The organism is Billgrantia zhangzhouensis, from assembly GCF_021404465.1.
GTDB lineage: Bacteria > Pseudomonadota > Gammaproteobacteria > Pseudomonadales > Halomonadaceae > Halomonas > Halomonas zhangzhouensis.
In genome coordinates, this window is record NZ_JABFTT010000001.1 from 84176 (window position 1) to 106010 (window position 21835).

Annotated in this window: 21 protein-coding genes; 8 read left to right on the forward strand and 13 right to left on the reverse strand. The window is 57.9% G+C overall.

Translation table 11 applies throughout. The features are described 5' to 3' along the window. The first annotated feature begins 34 nt into the window (after window positions 1-34). Complete coding sequence (locus HOP51_RS00400) at window positions 35-1552, forward strand: tripartite tricarboxylate transporter permease (RefSeq protein WP_234271977.1); 1518 nt, start codon at window positions 35-37, stop codon at window positions 1550-1552. Next, a complete protein-coding gene (locus tag HOP51_RS00405) occupies window positions 1549-2010 on the forward strand; it encodes a tripartite tricarboxylate transporter TctB family protein (RefSeq protein WP_234271978.1) in 462 nt (153 codons plus the stop codon). The genes HOP51_RS00400 and HOP51_RS00405 overlap by 4 nt, the downstream gene beginning before the upstream one ends. 293 nt (window positions 2011-2303) lie before the next feature. On the opposite strand, the gene HOP51_RS00410 is transcribed toward HOP51_RS00405, so the two are convergent. Beyond that, the gene (locus HOP51_RS00410) at window positions 2304-3050 is read right to left on the reverse strand and encodes a CvfB family protein (protein ID WP_407061765.1); all 747 of its coding nucleotides are present in this window, start codon (window positions 3048-3050) and stop codon (window positions 2304-2306) included. Between the two features lie 164 nt (window positions 3051-3214). Beyond that, a complete protein-coding gene (locus HOP51_RS00415) occupies window positions 3215-4042 on the reverse strand; it encodes a FadR/GntR family transcriptional regulator (RefSeq protein WP_234271979.1) in 828 nt (275 codons plus the stop codon). A gap of 226 nt (window positions 4043-4268) precedes the next feature. Here HOP51_RS00415 and HOP51_RS00420 point away from each other — a divergent pair, with 226 nt between their 5' ends. The 4 genes from HOP51_RS00420 to HOP51_RS00435 all read left to right on the forward strand — a co-directional run bounded on the left by HOP51_RS00420 (window position 4269) and on the right by HOP51_RS00435 (window position 8923). Continuing rightward, on the forward strand, window positions 4269-4934 hold the full coding sequence (locus HOP51_RS00420) for a DUF1028 domain-containing protein (protein ID WP_234271980.1): 666 nt from the start codon (window positions 4269-4271) through the stop codon (window positions 4932-4934). 183 nt (window positions 4935-5117) lie between these two features. Beyond that, window positions 5118-6380 carry an allantoate amidohydrolase gene (locus HOP51_RS00425; protein WP_234271981.1) on the forward strand — a complete coding sequence of 421 codons (1263 nt, stop codon included), beginning with the start codon at window positions 5118-5120 and terminating at the stop codon, window positions 6378-6380. Between the two features lie 51 nt (window positions 6381-6431). Next, window positions 6432-7844, forward strand: coding sequence for a YfcC family protein (locus tag HOP51_RS00430; protein WP_234271982.1), 1413 nt, complete (start codon window positions 6432-6434; stop codon window positions 7842-7844). Window positions 7845-7984: 140 nt separating this feature from the next. Then, entirely contained in the window at window positions 7985-8923 is a 939-nt protein-coding gene (locus tag HOP51_RS00435; protein WP_234271983.1) for a glutaminase, read from the forward strand. Between the two features lie 81 nt (window positions 8924-9004). Here HOP51_RS00435 and HOP51_RS00440 read toward each other — a convergent pair whose 3' ends face one another. The 11 genes from HOP51_RS00440 to HOP51_RS00490 all read right to left on the reverse strand — a co-directional run bounded on the left by HOP51_RS00440 (window position 9005) and on the right by HOP51_RS00490 (window position 18740). Further along, window positions 9005-10582 (reverse strand): aldehyde dehydrogenase (NADP(+)), encoded by a 1578-nt coding sequence (locus HOP51_RS00440; protein ID WP_234271984.1) that lies wholly within the window; start codon window positions 10580-10582, stop codon window positions 9005-9007. Window position 10583: 1 nt separating this feature from the next. Next, window positions 10584-11309 (reverse strand): FadR/GntR family transcriptional regulator, encoded by a 726-nt coding sequence (locus HOP51_RS00445; protein ID WP_234271985.1) that lies wholly within the window; start codon window positions 11307-11309, stop codon window positions 10584-10586. Window positions 11310-11381: 72 nt separating this feature from the next. After that, complete coding sequence (locus HOP51_RS00450) at window positions 11382-12161, reverse strand: HpcH/HpaI aldolase family protein (protein WP_234271986.1); 780 nt, start codon at window positions 12159-12161, stop codon at window positions 11382-11384. Beyond that, window positions 12158-12985 carry a carbon-nitrogen hydrolase family protein gene (locus tag HOP51_RS00455; RefSeq protein WP_234271987.1) on the reverse strand — a complete coding sequence of 276 codons (828 nt, stop codon included), beginning with the start codon at window positions 12983-12985 and terminating at the stop codon, window positions 12158-12160. Before HOP51_RS00455 ends, HOP51_RS00450 begins: the two co-directional genes overlap by 4 nt. A gap of 31 nt (window positions 12986-13016) precedes the next feature. Further along, on the reverse strand, window positions 13017-14000 hold the full coding sequence (locus tag HOP51_RS00460) for a TRAP transporter substrate-binding protein (protein ID WP_234271988.1): 984 nt from the start codon (window positions 13998-14000) through the stop codon (window positions 13017-13019). Window positions 14001-14038: 38 nt separating this feature from the next. Beyond that, window positions 14039-15316: a TRAP transporter large permease subunit gene (locus tag HOP51_RS00465; protein WP_234271989.1), complete on the reverse strand. Its 1278-nt coding sequence runs from the start codon at window positions 15314-15316 to the stop codon at window positions 14039-14041. Further along, a complete protein-coding gene (locus HOP51_RS00470) occupies window positions 15313-15819 on the reverse strand; it encodes a TRAP transporter small permease (RefSeq protein ID WP_234271990.1) in 507 nt (168 codons plus the stop codon). Before HOP51_RS00470 ends, HOP51_RS00465 begins: the two co-directional genes overlap by 4 nt. A gap of 81 nt (window positions 15820-15900) precedes the next feature. Beyond that, window positions 15901-16827: a 5-dehydro-4-deoxyglucarate dehydratase gene (gene kdgD, locus HOP51_RS00475; protein WP_234271991.1), complete on the reverse strand. Its 927-nt coding sequence runs from the start codon at window positions 16825-16827 to the stop codon at window positions 15901-15903. A 169-nt stretch (window positions 16828-16996) separates the two neighbouring features. Further along, complete coding sequence (locus tag HOP51_RS00480; RefSeq protein ID WP_234271992.1) at window positions 16997-17740, reverse strand: 16S rRNA (uracil(1498)-N(3))-methyltransferase; 744 nt, start codon at window positions 17738-17740, stop codon at window positions 16997-16999. An 11-nt stretch (window positions 17741-17751) separates the two neighbouring features. Then, window positions 17752-18279, reverse strand: a complete 528-nt coding sequence (gene secB, locus HOP51_RS00485) for a protein-export chaperone SecB (RefSeq protein ID WP_234271993.1) — start codon at window positions 18277-18279, stop codon at window positions 17752-17754. Window positions 18280-18317: 38 nt separating this feature from the next. After that, complete coding sequence (locus HOP51_RS00490; protein ID WP_234271994.1) at window positions 18318-18740, reverse strand: rhodanese-like domain-containing protein; 423 nt, start codon at window positions 18738-18740, stop codon at window positions 18318-18320. 317 nt (window positions 18741-19057) lie between these two features. Here HOP51_RS00490 and gpmI point away from each other — a divergent pair, with 317 nt between their 5' ends. Beyond that, complete coding sequence (gene gpmI / locus HOP51_RS00495) at window positions 19058-20626, forward strand: 2,3-bisphosphoglycerate-independent phosphoglycerate mutase (protein WP_234271995.1); 1569 nt, start codon at window positions 19058-19060, stop codon at window positions 20624-20626. 79 nt (window positions 20627-20705) lie between these two features. Next, the gene (locus HOP51_RS00500) at window positions 20706-21824 is read left to right on the forward strand and encodes a murein hydrolase activator EnvC family protein (protein ID WP_407061767.1); all 1119 of its coding nucleotides are present in this window, start codon (window positions 20706-20708) and stop codon (window positions 21822-21824) included. The last annotated feature ends 11 nt before the right edge of the window (window positions 21825-21835 follow it).

The following is a 21835-nucleotide window of genomic DNA, read 5'->3' on the forward strand; positions in this document are numbered from 1 at the left end:
GCTGGAGCCCTTAATCCTAGGTGAGAGCCGAATCATGGAAATACTAGGGTATCTCCTCAACGCGCTGACTCCGAGCAATCTGATGCTCGCGCTCTGTGGCGTTGTCTTAGGAACAATCATCGGTGCCCTGCCGGGCCTTTCTGCGACCATGGCCGTTGCTGTGCTCGTGCCTTTTACTTTCACAATGGACCCAGCCTCTGGCCTCGTTATGCTAGGAGCAATCTATACCTCATCACTCTATGGAGGAGCCTTCGCGGCTATCTTGGTAAATACTCCCGGTACACCCTCTGCCATCGCCACCACTTTCGATGGATTTCCCATGGCACGGCGTGGTGATGGCGCGTTAGCCATCACCATTGCAACAATTGCATCAGTTGTCGGCGGCGTTGTGGGGGTGACGCTTCTGCTACTTCTTGCTCCGCCCTTGGCTAAGATCGCCCTTCAGTTTGGCCCAGCCGAATATTTCTGGCTGGCCATACTCGGATTAACTATCGTTTCGGCACTCTCTGCAGGCAACCAGCTCAAGGGCCTAACCGCGGCACTTCTAGGCCTTGCCCTGTCCTTAGTCGGGGTAGCCACAGTGGGTGGCGACGTTCGGCTAACCTTCGGCAATAGCAATCTGGTCAGTGGCGTCAACATCATAGCGGGGCTTATCGGTATTTATTGCATCCCAGTGTTGCTCGACCTCGTCATGTCCCGCGACCCACACCTACAACCGGCAACCGAGAGAGGAGGCTTCCGCCTATGCGAAGCAGGCTCTACGATCATTCGCGACAAGGTCAACCTGATCCGCAGCTCGATTCTTGGAACGCTGATAGGAATCCTACCGGGAGCGGGCGGCTCAATCGCCAGTCTGGTGACCTATGCTGAGGCACGCCGAGCTTCGAGCGACAGCAAGAGCTTTGGCAAGGGTAACCCTTCGGGCATCATCGCAACGGAGTCCGCCAACAACGCTACCGTAGGCGGCGGCTTTGTCCCGACCTTGGTCCTCGGGATACCCGGCACTCCACCAGACGCTATTATTCTTGGAGCGCTTATGGTGCAGGGGATTAAGGTAGGCCCGACCCTATTTGTCGAGCAAGCCCCGATTACCTATACCTTCATCTTCGGCCTGCTGATTGCAACCCTATTCATGCTGCCGGTCGGTCTTATTATAGGCCGCTTTGCCTTCCGGGCAATCTCTTCAATTCCCAAGGCGGCCCTTGTCCCTGCGATCGCTTTTCTAACTGTAGCAGGCAGCTACGCAATCCAGAACAGCATCAGCGATACCGTGATTATGTTTGTGCTGGGCTGCTTCGCCTGGGTGATGAAATCCTTCAGCTACCCTATCTCACCCATCGCGCTCGGCCTAGTGCTCGGCTCCATCGCTGAACAGGGATTCGTCCAGAGTTACCTGATAGGACAAGCACAAGGTGATGTTCTTGGCCGTTTCTTCCATGGCCCGATTTCTCTAGCACTGGTGGCACTCATCCTCCTAGGCCTGCTTTATCCGACTTTCAAGAAGTTGATTAATCGCCGTGGGAATACATCCCGGCAGGGGAACGATATATGAATGATCTGAAAATAAAAACCGCTTTTGGCTCCATATTTTTTATTTCTCTAGGCGCCATCGTTTGGTGGCAATCTCTCAATCTCAGTGTAATGGGGGCTGTATTTCCTCGGGTGGTTTCAATCACAATGATGCTGACCTCTGTGCTGATCATTCTTCGCATGTTACTTTCAAAGGCACCCCTTTGGAGTGAAGCGACGAGAGAAAAGCCCAAGAATATCTGGCGCGGTATTTTGCTTGTCATGACGATCGGGATCTGGCTCATGCTGTTTAGACCACTGGGGATGATACTGTCGAGCATACTCGCCTTCGCTGTACTCATGCTTATCGCTGAACAGGACGAGCTGCGCCCACTGCGTACGACTCTCATCCTGATTGGCGGTGCCATTGGTATCTTCGCAGTGACCCTAGCAATGACCGAAGTGCTTATGATCCCGGTGCCTAAGGGTATATTGTCATAACCTTGACCCTATGTACTTTCATGCTTCCCAGAGGAGAATTGGAGCTTTCTTTACATGTGGCACCCTACCTCTTAACCTATTACAATTTCTCGAAGTAGGCTGCACTAGCACGTGCCAGATGCTTACGCAGCCCCTAGGTCTCAAAAAAGTCGCTCATCCCATCCGGGCTATATTCCAAGCGGCGGTCAAGGCAGCACACAAGCGCCGCAGGGGAAGATCCTCTTGCTTGTCGAAGGTTTGGTCTTCGTAGGCATGGGTCGACACTTATCTAATCGGCATCGACTCGATCAGATCTAGCCCGGCTCGCTGGTGGCCCCCGGCACCAAGCGGATGCCGTGGGCCTCAATGACGATCAGGCGTCGCTTGTAGAGCCGCCCGATGGCCTGCTTGAAGGCGTTCTTGCTCACCCCCAGGCGCGCCTTGATCGCCGCAGCATCGCTGCTGTCGGAGAGCGGCAGGTAGCCACCGCTCTCGCGCAGCGCCTTGAGCACCTGCTCGCCCACCACGTCGAGACGTGCCGGCCCCGGCGGCAACAGCGAGAGGTCGAGCCGGCCGTCGTCGCGCACGCGCTTTACGTAGCCCTTGGCCCGCTGCCCACGGCGCAGCGGTCGGGTGACATCATCGCGGTAAAGCAGACCCCAGAAGCGATGATTGACCACCGCCTTGTAGCCGAGGTCGGTAGCGTCGGCGACGATCAGCTCCACCTCGTCACCCGGCGCCAGCCCCGTTGCCTCGTCCTGTACGAAGCGGTCGAGCTTCTGTGACGCCACCGGACGCCCTTGCTGGTCCTCGTAGAGCCGCACCAGCACCCGCTTGCCCGGCGTGGGGCGGAAGCGTTGCTCGCCGAAGGGCAGCAGCACGTCACGCACATGGCCCCAGTCGAGAAAGGCACCAGTCTCGTTCACCGTAACCACCTCCAGGTAAGCCACCTCGCCCATCTGGGCCTTGGGCGTTCGCGAGGCGCGTCCGCGACCACGGTCCGATGAGGGCCTTGGAGAATTTGGGCGACCCTGGCGACGGTCGTTGGGAGGAGAGGCCATGATAGCTCCGCAGGATATAGGAGCGTCCATTATGGCAAATCGTGGCGTAAAAGGCGGCCCGAAGGCCGCCAAAGGTTCCAGGGAGATGCCTGAGAGTGCTTGCGCCGGAATTCGGCGATGGTCTTGAAGTCCGGGGTCAATCGGTTGAGGAACGGCTCAGCGGCTTAGTTAGCGTCACCATCACTCGTGTAACCGGTGAGCGCCAGATATTCACTGCTGAGGTCGGTATTCGCTCCGGCATCGGCCTTGAAGAAAGTCTTCTCCAGCAGAGCTTCGCGCTCTTCCATCAGTGCCTGGGCTGCCTGCATATGGTCGCTGACGATCCGGCGTGCCGCAACGCCGTCTCGCCGGCGCAAGGCGTCGATCAACTGACGCTGATAGTGGTAACCGCGCTGGCGCAATTCCGGGTAGGGCTGGTCATAGATTCGCTGGCAGACAGTCATGCTCATCAGCAGCCGGATGGGAAATCGGCACATCAGGGCGAGCAGCGGGTTAGGGCAGTAGTCTACCAGGACGAGGTGGAACTCCAGTTCCTTGATACGCTGAATGCGCTCCTCATCGAGCGAAGTTGGAGGATGATCGTAATAACTCGTTACCGCTTCAAGTCGCGTGAAGGCTTCGTCGTCCAGAACGCCCTCAAGGCTGGTCACCAGCGCTGGCCAGAGCGCCTTGCGCACCTCATAGATATCATGGATGGTCGGCGGCCTGAAAAAAAAATAATTGCCTAGCAGCTCCATGGCTCGATCATCACTTACTTCGCTGATGAAGGCACCGCCACCCGGGCCCGTGCGGGTCTGGATAAGGCCCTGGGCTTCCAGGCCGCGCAGCGCCTCGCGAATGGTTCCCTTGGCAGCGCCTAGAGCTTCGATCAGCTCCGGTTCTTGAGGCAGGCGATCGCCGGGGCTGAGCCCGTGGCGGGCGATGTATTCCTTGACGGCATCACCGATGACCTCGGTACGCTTGCGTCGGCCTGGCTGGCGTGCTCGCTTCATGAGGCTCTCTATCACTGGTCTGCATGTTGTCAGCCGTGGGATCTCTGGCCGGGGTGGCCACGATGATCCACGGGCCTGGCTGAGATGTCCACCCTGCCATATTCGAAGGAAGGTTTTGTCAATGGCTGACTTGCTGACCTTCGAGGCGCTAGGCTATAGCTGGTGAATTTTATAATGATAAAAGATGCCGTTGCGCAGCCAAGTGAACCCCGGAAGCGAGACTCCCATGACCTTCAGCCTGATCGCCCTGGATATCGACTCAAAGACTCTCGGCGTAGCCTGCGCCACCGGAGGACCAGCGCTTGGCGGCTTCGTACCGCACTTGCTGCCTGATGTCGGCGCAGCTATTACCCAAGGCTTCAGCACCAGCGTGATGGCTGCCGAGAAGGGGCTCGCTTGGTTAGCCGAGGGCAAGAGTGTGGAGGCGGCCGTGACCGAACTTCGTCGGCAGGATCGAGGCGAGGCCTGGCGCCAGGTGGCGCTGATGAATAGGCAGGGGCGGGTTGCCGGCTGGACGGGAGAGCAGAACGTTCCCGTTGCAGGCATGCATCTTGAGCCGGGGCTGATAGTGGCCGGTAACATGCTTGCCAGCGACGAAGTGATACCCGCGATGATGGCTGCCTTCCGGCATGCTCGTAACGAGAGGGGGCTGACTGAGGCTCTACTTGCTGCCTTGCTGGCCGCCCAGCGCCATGGAGGAGATCGCCGGGGTACTCGCTCGGCTGCACTCAAGGTGCGAGCGCCCGGTGACCTGCCTCTCGACCTACGCATCGACCATGCGCAGGATGCTGTCACTGAGTTGCAGACGCTTCACCAACATATCCAGGATGACACCGAGTACCAAGCGTTCTTGGCCCGCCTGCCTACAGCAGACAACCCGCATCGTCATTAGCGACAGGCCATATGGGCCGTTTCAGGAACCAAGGCCTTTCCCTCGAAAAACCCCTCCCCGCCACTCCTTTCAACTGTCCCGCTCATGATGAGTTGACACATACCGAATGTGTCACCTAGCCTAATTTATCATCATAAATTAGGCGGAGCGTTCCAAAGACGCCCAAGCGACATTGAGGTGAGCATGACGCTATCCCTAGATCAGGCCGGCCGGCAGGCTTGGCAGTGGCTGGAAGCCGCAGCGGAATTCAGCGAGACCCGAGACGTAGATCACGAAGGGGTGACACGCCGGTGCGCCACTGGCGAGCACAGGAGAGTGCTGGAAGCCTTGACCGAGTGGATGGAAGCACTGGGCATGTCGGTGAGGCTTGACAATGCCGCAAACCTGATCGGGCGACATGCCAGCCACTCGCCAGATGCCCGGACGCTGCTGATCGGTTCGCACCAGGACACCGTACCCCATGGTGGCAAGTATGACGGCATGATGGGCGTGATCTTGCCCTTGGCCTTGGTCATGTATTTGCGCGGGAACGACATTTCACTGCCCTTCCACATCGATGTGGTGGCCTTCAGTGACGAGGAAGGCACACGTTTCAGCTCGACGCTGCTGGGCTCCAAGGTGCTGGCGGGAACCTTCGAACCCGAGATGCTCAAGACTACCGATGATCAGGGCGTAACGCTTCATGCGGCTTTGGAAGCCTTTGGCTGCGACCCGACACGTATCCCTCTCGATCGCTACTCCCCCGAAGAAGTCGTTGCCTTTCTCGAGGTGCATATCGAGCAGGGCCCTCAATTGGAACACGCTTCGCTGCCGGTCGGGGTAGTCAGCGCCATCACCGGTATCGAGCGGCACCAGGTCAAGATTCACGGTATGGCCGGCCATGCCGGTACCGTCCCGATGTCGCTACGCCGTGATGCCCTGGTTGGAGCTGCCGAGGTGATCCGCCTTGTCGATGTCCTGTGCAAGGAGACAAAGGATCTGGTCGGCGTGGTGGGCAAGATCGAGAACGCGCCCAATGGTGTCAATGTCATCCCTCAAACCACCACACTGAGCATCGAGCTGCGCTCCCCCCACGACGAGGTACGCCAACGGGCCAGGAAATATCTGATCGAACAGATTGGCGTCGCGCTCGAAACGCTCGACCTGGCTTTCGGCCATACCCTGACCTATGAGCAATCCGCCGTGCAGTGTTCGTCATGGTTGACCGCCACTCTGGAAGAGGCGGTACAGGACTGTGGCATCGAGCCGCTGGTGCTGTTCAGCGGTGCCGGCCATGACGGTCTGGCCATGGCAGACCTCTGCGATATCGGCATGCTCTTCGTGCGCTGCCGAGAAGGGGTCAGTCATCACCCCAGCGAAGCTATCGAACCCGAGGACCTGACGGCTGCCGTCGAGGTACTCGTCCATACATGCCAGCGCCTGGCTCGTCGCCAGCCACTGGCATGACGATTTTCACCCACCATTCCAACAAGATCGGATAACGACCAAGGGTTTACCATGAACCAACAACAGCAACAGACCAGCAAGGCAACCGCCTCGGCGGTGCGCAAGTGGTACCAGCAGGTGCCGGACCCCATGGTCCTGATCTTCCTGATTCTGGTGGCCGCATACTTGATGACTTTCGTCGTGCCCGCCGGCGAGTTCGAACGACAAACGGTCGATGGCCGCACGACGGTCGTGCCGGGTTCCTTCGAATACCTAGCAGATGTGGCGAATCTGCATGTCTTTCGGGTATTCGTCGCCATTCCCGAAGGGCTGATAAGTGCCTCCCAGTTCCTGTTCATCGTGTTCATCGCCGGCGGCCTGTTCCATATCCTGCAGCGCACCGGAGCCTTGGAGAATGCTATTGGGGTGGCTGTTCACAAGGTCGGCGCCGAGGACAGTGTGAAGAGCCGCAATCTCATCATTGCGGCTGGGACCTTCATCTACGGTTTCTTCGGCGTAGCCGTGGGGTTCGAGAACAATATTGCTCTGGTGCCCATCGGGGTGCTGATTGCCACGGCTATAGGCTGTTCACGCCTGGTGGGCGTGGTAATGGCGGTGGGCGGCATCGGCATCGGTTTTGCGCTCTCGCCTATCAACCCTTACACCGTAGGGGTGGCACAGGGTATCGGTGAGTTGCCGACCTTTTCCGGTTGGTGGCTGCGTACGCTGATGGTGCTGGCTTGCCTGGCAACGTTGACCGTATTCATCTGTCGTTACGTGGTGCATGTAGATTACCAGGACGATCAGCCGGCGGAGCTGACCAAGCAGCTCAAGGACTACACCCTGACCCGCGCCAATCTCATGACTTTGGGTATCTTCTTGATCGGCCTTGTAATCATGCTGGTGGGAGTCTTTACGCGCGGCTGGTACATCAATGAGATTGCCGCCATGTTCTTGCTCATGGCGATCGTAATCGGCTTTGCCAATGGCCTTGGGGCCAATGAGCTGGTGAAGCAGATGATGGAGGGGGCCGCCTCCGTCACCGCCGGTGCGCTGGTGATCGGTGTTGCCGCCTCGATCCAGGTGATTCTGGAGGATGCCCAGATCATCGATACCATCGTCAACTCGCTGAGCACCCTGGTGGGTGACATGCCAATTGCGCTGGCGGCCGTAGCATCGAGCGTTATCCAGGGTGTGATAAACCTGTTCGTGCCCAGTGGATCGGGGCAGGCGTTGGTGACCATGCCGATTCTCATCCCGCTGTCCGACCTCATCGGCATGAGTCGTCAACTGATGATCACCGCCTTTCAGGTAGGCGATGGTCTGACCAATCTCATCGTGCCGACCTCGGGCGGCACACTGGCCATGCTGGCGTTGGGCAAAGTCTCTTATGCGCAGTGGCTGCGCGTGATCATGCCTCTCATGGTGCTCATCTATGCGATGTGCTGGATTGCCTTGATAGCAGGACACTACCTGGGCTACTAAACTTGCTCGGTTATCGAGCTTAATCACCATTTTCGAAATGGCAGGCGAGACGCCGTGATCGAATAGCAGGGGCGGGTTCCCTCAACGGGACTCGCCCCTGTCGTGCTCGTTCCCGCCAATCATGCAAGGAGAGTTGCACCATGAGCTTCCTCGCTGACGGTGATACGTGTCGTGGCCAAGCCCTTGATGAGATCCATGCGGCAGTCATGGCACGGCCCTGTGACGGCAAGGTCGCCGATTATATTCCGGCCCTGGCCAGCGTGGATGCCAACCGTTGCGGTATCGCCTTCGCTACCCTGGACGGCGAGATGCATGCCGCCGGCGATGCCAACATCCCTTTCTCGATCCAGAGCATCTCCAAGGTGTTTGGCCTTGTTCTGGCGATGCAGCGCATGGGCGACGATATATGGCAGCGGGTGGGAATGGAGCCTTCCGGGCAACCATTCAATTCCATCGTCCAGTTGGAGTGGGAGCACGGCATCCCGCGCAATCCCTTCATCAATGCCGGTGCCATTCTGGTAGCTGACACCCTGGTGTCGCACTTTTCTTCCAGCCGCCAGGCTTTCCTCAGCTTTGTGCGACGCCTGGCCGGCTGCGAACGCTGCGACATCAACGAAGAAGTGCTTGCCTCGGAGAGCCGTCACGGCAGTCGTAACGCTGCCCTGGCCCATCTGATGAAGAGCTTCGGAAACATCGAGGCGGAAGTGGACGACGTGCTGTCCCACTACTTCTTTCAATGCTCTCTGGAGATGAGCTGCACCGAACTGGCACAAAGCCTGCTATTTCTGGCCAACCGCGGGGTGCACCCACTGAGCGCTGAGCGGGTCACCACGCCTCGAGATGCACATCGAGTCAATGCCATCCTCTCCACCAGTGGCATGTACGACCAGTCCGGCCAATTTGCCTTCTCCGTCGGGCTGCCCGCCAAGAGCGGTGTCGGCGGCGGTATCGTGGCCATCGTGCCGGGGCTGGGCGTCATCAGCGCCTGGAGCCCGGCGCTCAACAAGCATGGCAACTCCACCCGTGCGCTCACCATGATCACCGAGCTGGCGGGACGGTTGGGATTATCGATTTATTAGGCTGTTTTTCCAGTTCACTAGCGCTTGATCTCCCCCTCAGCTACGGCAGTTGACGTGAGCAGGACCTTGGTGTCGCGTACATCATGCCTCGCGTTTGCCGTCCACCAAACGAGACACACCCCAGGGGTTGCCGTCACGCAGCGGTTCCGGCAGCAGGCCTTCCGGCAGCGCCTGGTAGCACACCGGACGCAGGAAGCGGAAGATCGCCGCGCTGCCCACCGAGGTAGTGCGTGAGTCGGAGGTAGCCGGGAACGGGCCGCCGTGGACCATGGCGTGGCATACCTCGACCCCGGTGGGCCAGCCGTTAGCGAGGAGCCGCCCTGCCTTGCGCTCGAGGATCGGCAGCAGCGCTTTCGCCGCGTCCAGGTCGCCGTCGTCCATCTGCAGCGTGGCGGTGAGCTGGCCTTCGAGCTGGGCCGCGACCTGGCGCACTTGGGCCTGATCGGCGCACTCGATCACCAGCGAGGCGGCGCCGAACACCTCCTCCTGCAGCTCGGGCTCGGCGAGGAAGTCCTGGGCCGTAGTGACGAACAGTCCCGCCTGGCAAGGGTGGGCCGATTCGCCGACCTGGCCACGAGCCACTTCCCTGACCTTGTCATTGCTGGAAAGCCGGCCCACGCCCTGCTCGTAGGCGTCATGGATGCCCGGGGTGAGCATGGTCTGGGCGGCGCTGGCCTTCACCGCGTCACTTGCCGCCTCGACGAAGGCGTCGAGCTCGGGGCCCTTCACCGCAATGACCAGGCCCGGGTTGGTGCAGAACTGCCCGGCGCCCATGTTGAGCGAGGCGACGAAGCCCTCGGCGAGCTGGGCGCCGCGAGCACGCAGCGCCTCGGGCAGCAGAAACACCGGGTTGATCGAGCTCATCTCGGCGTAGACCGGGATCGGCTGGGGGCGGGCCTGGGCAGTCCTCATCAAGGCCGTGCCGCCGCCGCGGGAGCCGGTGAAGCCCACCGCCTGGATGCGCGGGTCGGCGACCAGGGCCTGGCCGATCTCGTTGCCCGAGCCGAACAGCAGCGAGAACACGCCTTCCGGCAAGCCACTTCTCTTGATCGCTTTCTGCACGGCACGACCGACCAGCTCGGAGGTGCCGGGGTGGGCGGAGTGGCCCTTGACGATCACCGGGCAGCCGGCAGCCAGTGCCGAGGCGGTATCGCCGCCGGCCACGGAGAAGGCCAGCGGGAAGTTCGAGGCGCCGAACACAGCGACGGGACCGAGCGGGATATGACGCTGGCGCAGGTCGGCGCGGGGCATCGGCTCGCGCTCGGGCAGGGCCGGGTCGATGCGTACGTCGAGCCACTCGCCGGCACGCACCACCGAGGCGAACAGGCGCAGTTGGCCGCAGGTGCGGCCGCGCTCGCCTTCGAGGCGCGCCCGGGGCAGGCCGGTCTCGGCCATGGCGCGCTCGATCAGGTCGTCGCCGATAGCCTCGATCTCGCTGGCAATCATCTCCAGGAACTTGGCCCGCAGCGTCGGTGCGGTATCGCGGTAGGCGTCGAAGGCCTGCCGGGCCAGTTCACAGGCTTGCGCCACCTCGGCGGCGGTGGCGCCCGGGTAGGCGGGCTCCAGGGCGATGCCGGTGGCGGGGTCGATGGCGCGTATCTCGCCGCCAGTGCCACGCACGTCCTGCCGGCCAATCAATGAAACGCCTCTTAGCGTCATGTCACTCCTCCTGGTCGCGATATTTCGCATACATGGTCTTCGCCCGGTTGAGATGTTGGAACATGGTTTCCCGTGCCGCCTCGGCATCCCGCGAGAGGATCGCCTCGAGAATGTAGGCATGCTCTTCCTGCACCCGCTCCAGGTAACGCACCGATGTTGCCGGGTTGATCTCGATACTGAGCAGCTTGGCGCGAGGAATCACGCCCTGGCTGAACTGCTCGAAGAAACGTTCGAAAAAGGGGTTGTGGGTCGCCTTGGCGATGGCGTGGTGGAAACGGTAGTCCTCCTCGCGTGCCTGGGATTTCGCTTCGCACGCCGTAATAAAGGTCTCCTGGGCATGCTCCAGCGCCCGCCGGTCCGCCGCGTCATGACGCAGGGCGGCCAGCTCCGCCGCCGCCGGCTCCAAAGTCAGGCGTAGCTCCAGCACATGCAGGATGTCCTCCACAGTGGTGGGGCTGATGCGCTCGGCGGGCTTGGCCTCGATGGTGGTGGCACGCAGCACGGTGGTACCCACGCCGCGCCGCGTCTCGACCAACCCCAGCGACTTGAGATGCGTGATCGCCTCGCGGATCACGGTACGGCTGACGCCGAACGACTCGCACAGGCGGTTCTCGGTGGGCAGCTTCTCGCCCACGGCCACCTTGCCTTGGGTAATCAGCGCTTCGAGCTGCTCTGCTACATGTATAGGGAGCCCTCCTTCACGCAAGTTTTTCTTGAATTCAAACATATTTTTTCCGTAAATTAATGAACACTGTTCAAAAGGCTAATTGCCGTCGAGAAATATTTGAACAACTCCTTTTCAACTTTCTATTACTATAGAGGCTTTCTCAAGACCTTGTCGAATAAAAGAAATATCACTCCCCATAAGAATCATGTTCACCCCCATATTTTTCAAAGTATTCAAAGACCTTGAGTCCAAGGGTGAGCATACAGCCATGACTTGAATATTTTTTCTATCGCACTTCTTTACAAGTATCTCAAGATGTTCTCTTACTAAAGAAGAGTCTATGCTATAGTCTACAGACACTCCTCGAGACAAAGCAAAGTCCGCAGGCCCAAAATGGACTGCATCAATTCCCTCCACATCCAATATTTCATCTATATTATCAAAAAACTCAAAGCTCTCCGCCATTGGAACTATAAATGTCGATTCATTCTCCCTTTCAGTATATTTTTTCCAATCAAATCCTCGACCACCAAAACCAGCAGATCTTACAGAGCTGTCTCCACCTCTTCTTCCTAATGGAGGGAATTTTGCAGCCTTAATAACATTTTTCATTTGATCCGCAGTGTGAATCTGTGGTATCAGAACCCCACTTGCTCCCAGTTCCAGTGCTTTTCTTATTTCACTCGGGCTGTCCCCCGTAACCCTCACCAGAGAGTCAATATTGGATGCTCTAGCCGAAAGAATCAGCTTCTCCATATTGCTATCTATAGCTATAGATGTATGCTCAGAATCTATGAACACAAAGTCAAAACCATATGCAGACGAAAGTTCAATTGCCATAGGGGAAAGGGTATATACGTTGATACCAAAGACCGCACTTCCCTTGATCAAGTTTTCTCTGATTTTATTCATTTATTCCCTTCCATATGCACTAGATAAGACTCTGGAATACGATCCCTAAACGGGTGAATTTCGTAAACCCCCGGGTAACGTATAATCGACTTTTTCCTTGCTTTTTCAACATCAACGTTCGAGATAATCAAATCTCCGTCAGAGTCGTATTCCAAAACACTTCCATCAGGGCCAACGATATGGCTCATCCCCATAAATTCAACATCATTTTCAGCATCTGCGCGATTTGCCGCAACTAAGTAGACAAAATTTTCAGCAGCACGTACCTTTGTGAAAACCTCTGGCAAGAGCTTCGCTTCATAAGGCCATGCTGCTAAAAGCAATACTATATCGGCTCCTTTTAGCGCTAAAGTTCTAACAACCTCAGGAAAGCGAATTTCATAACATATGGCTATGCCAATTTTTCCAAGTTCCGTATCATAAACTTTGGCCGGAGATTTATCCTCAGGAATATCGGAAAACCTATCCCCTATCATGAATGGCAAATGTCTTTTATAATAATAGTCTATTACCCCACCAGGGCCAATAAAAGCCGCACAATTTAATACTTTTCCATCCAGCTTTCTGTAAAACCCTATCGCCGTATACATGTTCTTATTTTTACATACTTCTATAATGGGGGATAGTGCCCCATTGTTTACATCTATTGCTGCTGCTTCCAAGCTCTCTCTATCATCAAAGCACCCACCCGTAAGAAAGCACTCAGGAAATACAACTAGCCTACCTCCTTTTTCAGCAGCGGATTTTAGCTCTCCCACTGCAACTGCTATGCTTTTCTGCAAATCACCTTTGACAGGGGCCGCCTGTGATATAGCAATCTTCATACAACATCCTCAAACCTTGATGAAATTAATTTTACCTAATTAAAAAATTATTCAGAACAATGTTATCTATACGAGCTGAGTATTTCTCGATAACCGGTTCCACAGCTTGTCTAAATTCCAGCACCTGTTCTTCATCTAGGTAATTCACGCTCATGCCCATAGAAGCGAGTGCATTCAAAGCTTCTTCATCCGCCTGTCGGGATACTTCACGTTGCTCTATTCGCGCATCAAAAGCCGCCTGCTGAATCAAATCCCTCTCACTTTCATTCAGCTTATTCCATGTAGGCTTCCCAATAAGAACCACTTGAGGGTTATAGTTATGTCTAGTTACTGTCAGGTACTCCTGGACTTCATTGAATTTAGCTGCCATTATCAGCGGTGCAGGATTTTCCTGTCCATCCACCGCACCTGTTTCCATGGCAGTATAAAGTTCCGTAAAGGCCATAGGTACAGGATTTGCCCCCAGAGCTGACCACATATCCATGAACAGGGGGGTCTCTTGGACTCTAATATTGAGACCACGAAGATCTTCTAAATCTTCTATTGGTCTGGAGCGGTTAGTCAAATAGCGAAATCCTTGTTCCCAGTATGCCAGCCCAACCAACTGATGATTTTCTAGTTTGGATAAAAGTAGGCTTCCAGTATCGCCATCTACAATTTCGTCTACCTCCTCTGCGTCATCAAATATGAAAGGAAAATCAAAAATTGCGAAATCAGGTACTATATTGCTTAAATTACCGGCATTCCAAACCATCATATCAATGATCCCCCCTTGTAGAGAGGATAGCACCTGACTATCTCCTCCTAATACACCATTAGGAAATAGCTGGATTTTAATATTACCTTCACTCCTGGTTTCTACCAGATCTTTGAAAACACTCATTCCTTCATATTGAGGTGTTCCCTGAGGACTGGTAGAAGCAAATCTCAGGGTCATGTTTCTTACATCTTGTGCCTGGATTTGCGCTGAGAAAATCATTGTCAACGCTGAGACCGCCATGAGTGTTTTACGCATGTCATTCAACTCCTTTTTTGATATTAGAGGTTATAGCCTCATGAGAGCCACGCCAATGGCAACGTGACAATTTGTGGAAGCAGAACAATCAACAAAAGCACGATTAGCTGCGCAAGAAAAAAGGGCAGGGTCCCTTTCACAAGCTCTTCATATCTCAGCTTTCCAACACCACTAACCACATTTAGAACAGTTCCTACTGGCGGTGTTATCAAGCTCAGTGAGCAACAGATGACAAAAACAACTCCAAAATACACTGAGTCAATACCCGCAGCCGAAACGATAGGAACGAGAACAGGGCCTAGCAGCAAAATTGTTGGTGTAAGGTCCATGGCTGTTCCAATAAGGATAATCAGCACAACAATAACCAGCATCAAAAAAACTGGATATTCCATAAGGGGCGAAATTAAATGAATAAGCTGCCCAGGTATGTCAGCTATAGTAATCATCCATGCTGGGATTGAGGCTGCAGCAACCAAGAACATAACTGCCGCCGTGGATTTTCCTGCAATATAAAACACATCCAACAAATCCAAGGGCTTTATTTCTCGGTATATAACCACAGATATAATTATTGCATAAACAGCAGCCACAGCTCCTGCTTCAGTTGGAGTCACCACTCCAAACCTAAGACCGACCACAATAATAATGGGTAGCATCAATGCCCACAAGCTGCTAACAAAAGCTTGAACCCTTTCTTTAAAGGAGCTTTTTTCGAATATTGGGCCAGGCTCTTTTCTCACAACAAAATACCAAGCAATACATATGCTTATTGCACACAAGATGCCTGGCACAATTCCTCCTAAGAAAAGACGAGTAATTGAAACTCCTGTTGTGACTCCAAACACAATAAAAGCAATACTTGGCGGTATAATGGGAGCTATTATAGAAGCAGAAGCGATCAACCCTCCTGCTCGATTTTTCTCATGCCCAGCAGCCACCATCATTGGCAATAGCAAGGCTGCCAATGTAGCAGCATCAGCTAACGCCGACCCAGACAAGCTAGCCAATATGACACCCGCAAAGATAGCGACATAGCCTAAACCACCTCTTTTATGTCCAACCAATGCCTGAGCTAATGCAATGATGCGCTTTGACAACCCACCTCTATTCATTACCTCACCGGCCAAAATGAATAGAGGAATAGCAAGTAGGGGAAAGCTACTAGCAGAATTCAGAATATTTTGCGCTACAATTTGTCCAGAAAACATATCCATATGCCACATTAATGCGACACCACATAGAATCAAAGCATATGCAATCGGCAAACCAATAGCGACAAAAAACAGCAGTGTTAAAACAAAAATCAAAACTGTCATAACTGCCTTTCCTCATTCTTCAAGACTTCTCCACCTCTTGAATACTTTAGCACCACCTCAAATGAAGCAATTATTTGCACCCAAATGCTGAGAACAGAAAATATTACACCGGTTAGATAAAAATACCCCATCGGCATGCCAACTGTCGGAGAAAGAGTACTCCAATTGAGCATCATCTGCTTCCAGCTACCATCTAAAAGCAAGACTCCAACGAAGATCATGCACAGCTTTGCCAAGATTACTACGCTAAGAGCCCCAAGTCTTGGCAGCTTTCTTACCAGGGCCTCTACTGCCACATGCCCATTCTCATGAAGTACTATTATTGCACCAGAAAACACCATCCAAACAAATAAGAATCTAGATAGCTCAACCGAGATATTTATCCCGCTATTAAATCCATAGCGCAGCACAACGTTAAGAAAAATTAGGCATACTATGCTTATAAGGCAAAAAACCAAAAAAAATTTTAGCGCATTAAAATATAATTGTATTAAAATCCGCATACTCTCCCCTTGTAATCTTTTCGTATAAGTCTATCCCACGAGGCCCAAGCTTAAACTTAACTTGGGCCTCATGTCTTAGCCTTATGCGTAGCTACGCTGTTTTACAACGCTCACCAGCTTTTCAAGCTGTCGGCACTCTTCAGCAGCAGGCATCTCCAGCGGCGCCCTCGCCGCCCCTGCCGGCCGGCCAATGATGGCGGCGCCGGCCTTGATCAGGCTGACCGCATAGCCCGGCTTGTTGTCGCGCAGCGCGACGAAGGGAATGAAGAAATCGTTGGTGATCCGCTTCACGGCTTCCTGGTTGCCCTTGCGCAGTTCCTTGTAGAACGTGACCGCCATCTCCGGCACGAAGTTGAACACCGCCGAGGAGTAGGTGTTCACGCCGATGGCGAGATACGCCTCGGCGAAGATCTCCGCCGTAGGCACGCCGCCCACGTAGGTCAACCGCTCACCGACCCGCTTGACGATGGTGTTGAGCAGTTGCATGTCGCCCTTGCCGTCCTTCAGACCGACCAGGTTGGGGCAGAGCATCGCCAGCTTGTGCGCCGACTCGGCGTTCAGTACCCCATTGGCGCGGTTGTAGTAGATGACAGCCAGGGAGGTCGAATCGCAGATCTGGCGGGCGTATTCCACCAGGCCGTCCTGGGGGCATTCGGTGAGATAGGGCGGCATCAGCAGGATGCCGTCCGCCCCCGCCTCTTCCGCCGCCCGGGCAAACGCCTTGCCACTCTCGACGCTGAGTCCAGCGCTGGCGATCACCGGCAGCTTGCCGTCCACTACTTCCACAGCGGTGGCCACCACCTCGCGAAACTCTTCCAGCGAGAGATTGAAGAACTCCCCGGTGCCTCCCGCCACGAACACGGCGGAAATCTCGTGGCTAATGAACCACTCGAGGCGACGGCGGTAGCTCTCGGCATCGAAGCGACCCGCGCTGTCGAAATCGGTGATGGGAAATGACAGCAGGCCATCGCCCACGGCTTGCTTCACAGCGGTTGGAGAAAACTTCACGGACTCATCCTCTCTGGTTTTGATGCTTTGTCATACATCATACAAATAACAACCTAAAGGAGCGGAAAGCGCCCGCGCAAGGGGAAATGGACCGACCTCGACTAAAGAACTAGGCGCAGCAACGGCGCGCCGGGAGGGCTCGTCGAGAAAGTACGGTGGCGGACGAGGCTCAGGCGGCGGGTGGCCCGAGGTCGCCGAAGCGATATTGCAACAGGGACAGCGCCACCACCGGCGCGGTCTCGGTGCGCAGGATGCGCGGCCCGAGGGAGAGAGGCAAAAAGTCGCTGGCCACGGCGGCCTCGACTTCACTGGTGGAAAAGCCGCCTTCGGGGCCTATCAGCAGTGCCACGGAGGCCGGGGCATCGCTACGCTCGAACGCGCCCGCAGTGCCGGGATGCAGCACCAGGCGCAGCGCCTCGCAGCGCTCGCCTAGCCACTCTGTCAGCGGCCTAGGCGAATGCACGGCAGGCACCACGGCGCGACCGCACTGTTCGCAGGCGCTGGCGGCCACCGCCTGCCAGTGGGCGAGCTTCTTCGCCTCGCGCTCGCCCTTGAGACGCACGTCGCCGTGCTCGGTGTAGAGCGGCGTGATGGCGGCGACACCCAGTTCGACGGCCTTCTGGATGGCATAGTCCATGCGATCCCCCTTGGAGATCGCCTGCCCCAGGTGCACCGGCAGCGGCGATTCGCCACGGCCCCCCTCCACCGCCTCGATGCGGGCCACCACGCGTTTGCGGCCGGCCTCGACGAGTACCGCCCGGGCCTCCAAGCCGGCGCCGTCGAACAGCCGTACCGGCGCGCCTTCACCCAGGCGAAGCACCCGGGCCACATGGCGTGCCGGCCCTTCGGGTAGAACGACGTCGCCGCCGACGGAGAAGTCGGCGGCGACGTGAATGCGCGGGCCGGTCGACACGCGACGCGCCCTTACTGGGTGGTTTGCTCGCCCTGCTGCTGGGCCTGCTCGGCCTCGCGCTTCTTCTTCTGGGCGAAGATCGCCTCGAAGTTGACCGGCGCCAGCATCAGGGGCGGGAAACCGCCGCGGTTGACCAGGTTGTCGATGCACTCCCGGGCGTAGGGGAACAGCACGTTGGGGCAGAAGGCGCCCAGGGTGTGCTCGAGCTGCGCCCCTTCGATGCCACTGATGCGGAACAGGCCGGCCTGCTCGATTTCGGCGAGGAAGGAAGTCTGACCGCTCTCACTGTGAGAGACCTGGGCGGTCACTTTCACCACCACCTCGTAGAGCCCCTCGCCAACCTGGGCGCTGGAAGTGTTCAGATCCAGGCCAACCTTGGGCTTGAACGGTTGCTGGAACACGGCGGGGGAGTTCGGCGCCTCGAAGGAGATGTCCTTGACGTAGATACGCTGAACGGCGAACTGGAGCTGTTGCTTGTTTTGCTGGCCCGCGGCGGCCTGGTTGCCGCCGGCGGCGTTCTGGCTGTTCTCATCGGCCATGGGAAGGTTCCTTTTGCGTCGTGCGTCTTGTGTATTGGCTATTTCTTGACCACCGGCAGACCGTCGGCCTGCCACTGCATCATGCCGCCCTTAAGCTTGAAGGCCCGCGTAAAGCCGGCCTTGGTCAGCTTGGCCATGGTAATGCCCGATGCCTGGCCGCTCTTGCAGACCACGATGATCGGCTTGTCCTTGACCTTCTCGAGTTCGCCCATGCGATCATCGATGCGGCTCTGGGGAATGTTGCGCGCGCCGGCGATATGGCCGGCCTTGAAGTCATTCGCCTCGCGGGTGTCCACCACCACGGCGTCCTCGCGGTTGATCAACTGGGTCGCCTGGCTGGAAGATACGCCGCTCGCGGCGCTGTTGCGAACCTCATAGGCGATCCAGGCGGTCAGCACCATGAGGAAGGCGCCCACCAGGAGCGGATGATTCTGCACGAATTCGAACAGTTGATCGATCATGGGTCCGGCACACTCTTGTCGGGAATAGCGGAAAGTCGTTGGGGCAAGTCACCCGGATGGCGGAGTATACACCATGAGGCATCCCCTGCGGCATGGTCTCCCGGCCATGCGCCAGGCCATGACGCTCGCCTGACCGTGCGTTATGATGCCGCAAGCCGACTCAAGTCGCGACCCCGTCGTCCAGGTGCTTGTCCCGTGCGGCCCTCGAGCGACTCAGAAAGACCCGCCGCCCATCGCCGCACAGGCGAATCGGCCGAGGACAGCCTCCCGGACGGCCCGATGTCGCGCCCATCATGCTCAAGAGGCCCATTGCTCCCATGACGACAGAGAACGCCCCGCGTCCCGTTGCCCTGATCATTCTGGATGGCTACGGCCATAATCCCGATCCCACCGATAACGCCGTCACCGCAGCGCACACGCCGAACATGGATCGGCTGTGGCAAGAGCACCCCCATGCCCTGCTGCACACCGACGGTAAGTACGTGGGCTTGCCCGAGGGGCAGATGGGCAACTCCGAGGTGGGGCACATGAACCTGGGCGCCGGCCGGGTCGTTTATCAGGAGCTCACCCGTATCTCCAAGGCCATCGAGGATGGCGATCTCGACCTCATTCCTGCCCTGACCGATGCCATCGATGCCGCCGTGAGCGCGGGCCGCGCCGTGCATCTGCTCGGCCTGCTCTCTCCCGGCGGCGTGCACAGTCACGAGGACCACATCCTGGCCATGGCCGAGCTGGCCGCCCGCCGTGGTGCCCAGTGCATCTACGTGCACGGCTTCCTCGATGGCCGCGACACCGCACCGCGCAGCGCCCTGGCCTCCATCGAGCGCACCAACGCCCGACTAGCCGAGCTGGTCGGGGCCGACCACGGCTTCGTCGCCTCTATCATCGGTCGCTATTTCGCCATGGATCGCGACAACCGCTGGGACCGCGTCGAGAAGGCCTATCGCCTGCTCACCGAGGGGGTGGGCGAGTACCAGGCCACCAGCGCCGAGCAGGGGCTGCGGGATGCGTACGAGCGCGGCGAGAACGACGAGTTCGTCTCGGCCACCGTGATCCAGACCGAACAGGGGCCTGCGTCCGTGGCAGACGGCGATGCCGCCATCTTCATGAACTTCCGCGCCGACCGTGCCCGCGAGCTGACCCGCGCCTTCGTCGAGGATGGCTTCAACGGCTTCGAGCGTCGCGTACGCCCGGCGCTGGCCGGTGGCAGCCTGGTCACCCTGACCCAATATGCCGCCGACATACCCGCCCCGGCCGCTTTCCCGCCGGCCGACCTGCACAATACCCTGGGCGAAGTGATGGAGAACCGCGGCCTGACTCAGCTGCGCATCGCCGAGACCGAGAAGTACGCTCATGTCACCTTCTTCTTCTCCGGCGGTCGCGAGGCCGAATTCGAGGGTGAGACCCGTGTGCTGGTGCCCTCGCCCCAGGACGTCAAGACCTACGACGAGAAGCCCGAGATGAGCGCCGAGGAAGTGACCGACCGCTTGGTGGAAGCGATCGACTCGGGCCGCTACGACCTGATCGTGTGCAACTACGCCAACGGCGACATGGTCGGCCATACCGGCGATTTCGACGCTGCGGTCAAGGCCATCGAGGCGGTTGACGCCTGCGTCGGCCGCGTGGTGGAGGCCATCGAGCGCGCCGGCGGCGCCTGCCTGATCACCGCCGACCACGGCAACGCCGAGCAGATGGTCAACCCCGACACCGGCGTGGCCCAGACCGCCCATACCACCTTCGAAGTACCGCTGATCCATGTCGGTCCCCGCGCCGTGAAACTGCTCGACGACGGTCGCCTGTGCGATATCGCGCCGACCCTGCTGACGATGATGGAGCAGCCGATTCCCGAGGAGATGACCGGCCGGGTGCTGATCGAGCCGGCATGACCAGCGCTTGCGAGCCCGTACAACCATGAATCGGCCTCGGTGGCGCCCCCCATTGAGAGCCCTGCTGGTGGCTCTCGCCATGCTGCCAGGGCTGGTCGGGTTGGGTTCGGCCAGTGCGCAAGCCCAGCCCAGCGAACGCGAAGCACGCGCGCGTCTCGATGCCATCGGCAGCGAGATTCAGGCGCTAGGTCGACGCCTGAGCCAGACCCGCGAGGCCCAGGACGAGGCCACCCGGGCGCTGCGCCAGGCGGAAACCGCTCTGGCCGAGACGCATGCCCGGCTGGACGCCATCCAGACCGACCGCCGCCGGCTCAGCGACGAGATCGAGACACTCGGATCTGCCCGCGAAGCACTACGGGCCGAACGTGCCGAGCAAGTCGAGGCGCTCAACGTGCAGTTGGATGCGCTTTATCGACTGGGCCTCTCCCCGCAGCTCAAACTGCTGCTCAATCAGGACGACCCGGCACGGCTCGACCGCCTGCAAACCTACCTCAACCACCTGGCCCGCGCCCGCAACGCGCGGCTGGACGAGATCGCCCGGCTCGATGCCCAGTTGAGCGAGAACCGCCGTGAGCTGCAGGCGCGCGGCGAGCGAATGGACGCCTTGGCCGACGAACTCGCCACGCGCAGCGCCGAGCTTGCCGAACATATGGCCGAGCGCGAACGTCTGGTCGCGGAGCTGGACGCACGCTATAGCGACGAGCAGTCGCGTCTGGCACGCCTCAACCGCGACCGCAGCGAAGCCGAGCAGGTGCTGGAGCGTGTCCGCGAGGAGCTCGCCCGGCTGCAGCGCCCGCCACCCTCCACTGCCATAGAGCGCACCCGGGGCGATCTGCCCTGGCCCGTACAGGGCAACGTGACCTCGAGCTATCGGCGCGGCGACGGAGTGCACTACAACGGCATCCTGATCGAGGCCCGGGAGGGCACACCGGTACAGGCGGTGCATGCCGGGCGGGTGGTCTTCGCCGACTGGATGCGCGGCTTCGGCAATTTGCTGATCATCGATCATGGCGACAATGTCATGACCCTTTATGCCCATCTGCAGCAGTTCGGCACTGGCGTCGGCCAGGCTGTCTCGCGAGGTGATACCCTGGGTACGGTGGGCAAGAGCGGAGGCCATACCACGCCGGCGCTTTATTTCGAAGTTCGTCGTAACGGCGACCCCATCGACCCTCAGGCCTGGATTGCACGGAGATGACAATGACAGGG

Coding starts and splice junctions, on each gene's coding strand:
- HOP51_RS00500 (WP_407061767.1), top strand. CDS start 20,706: ATGCTGCCAGGGCTGGTCGGGTTGGGTTCGGCCAGTGCGCAAGCCCAG.
- HOP51_RS00445 (WP_234271985.1), bottom strand. CDS start 11,309: ATGTTTGAATTCAAGAAAAACTTGCGTGAAGGAGGGCTCCCTATACAT.
- HOP51_RS00440 (WP_234271984.1), bottom strand. CDS start 10,582: ATGACGCTAAGAGGCGTTTCATTGATTGGCCGGCAGGACGTGCGTGGC.
- HOP51_RS00470 (WP_234271990.1), bottom strand. CDS start 15,819: ATGCGGATTTTAATACAATTATATTTTAATGCGCTAAAATTTTTTTTG.
- HOP51_RS00415 (WP_234271979.1), bottom strand. CDS start 4,042: ATGAAGCGAGCACGCCAGCCAGGCCGACGCAAGCGTACCGAGGTCATC.
- HOP51_RS00460 (WP_234271988.1), bottom strand. CDS start 14,000: ATGCGTAAAACACTCATGGCGGTCTCAGCGTTGACAATGATTTTCTCA.
- HOP51_RS00410 (WP_407061765.1), bottom strand. CDS start 3,050: ATGGCCTCTCCTCCCAACGACCGTCGCCAGGGTCGCCCAAATTCTCCA.
- HOP51_RS00455 (WP_234271987.1), bottom strand. CDS start 12,985: ATGAAGATTGCTATATCACAGGCGGCCCCTGTCAAAGGTGATTTGCAG.
- HOP51_RS00400 (WP_234271977.1), top strand. CDS start 35: ATGGAAATACTAGGGTATCTCCTCAACGCGCTGACTCCGAGCAATCTG.
- HOP51_RS00420 (WP_234271980.1), top strand. CDS start 4,269: ATGACCTTCAGCCTGATCGCCCTGGATATCGACTCAAAGACTCTCGGC.
- HOP51_RS00430 (WP_234271982.1), top strand. CDS start 6,432: ATGAACCAACAACAGCAACAGACCAGCAAGGCAACCGCCTCGGCGGTG.
- HOP51_RS00435 (WP_234271983.1), top strand. CDS start 7,985: ATGAGCTTCCTCGCTGACGGTGATACGTGTCGTGGCCAAGCCCTTGAT.
- HOP51_RS00450 (WP_234271986.1), bottom strand. CDS start 12,161: ATGAATAAAATCAGAGAAAACTTGATCAAGGGAAGTGCGGTCTTTGGT.
- gpmI (WP_234271995.1), top strand. CDS start 19,058: ATGACGACAGAGAACGCCCCGCGTCCCGTTGCCCTGATCATTCTGGAT.
- HOP51_RS00465 (WP_234271989.1), bottom strand. CDS start 15,316: ATGACAGTTTTGATTTTTGTTTTAACACTGCTGTTTTTTGTCGCTATT.
- HOP51_RS00405 (WP_234271978.1), top strand. CDS start 1,549: ATGAATGATCTGAAAATAAAAACCGCTTTTGGCTCCATATTTTTTATT.
- secB (WP_234271993.1), bottom strand. CDS start 18,279: ATGGCCGATGAGAACAGCCAGAACGCCGCCGGCGGCAACCAGGCCGCC.
- HOP51_RS00490 (WP_234271994.1), bottom strand. CDS start 18,740: ATGATCGATCAACTGTTCGAATTCGTGCAGAATCATCCGCTCCTGGTG.
- HOP51_RS00425 (WP_234271981.1), top strand. CDS start 5,118: ATGACGCTATCCCTAGATCAGGCCGGCCGGCAGGCTTGGCAGTGGCTG.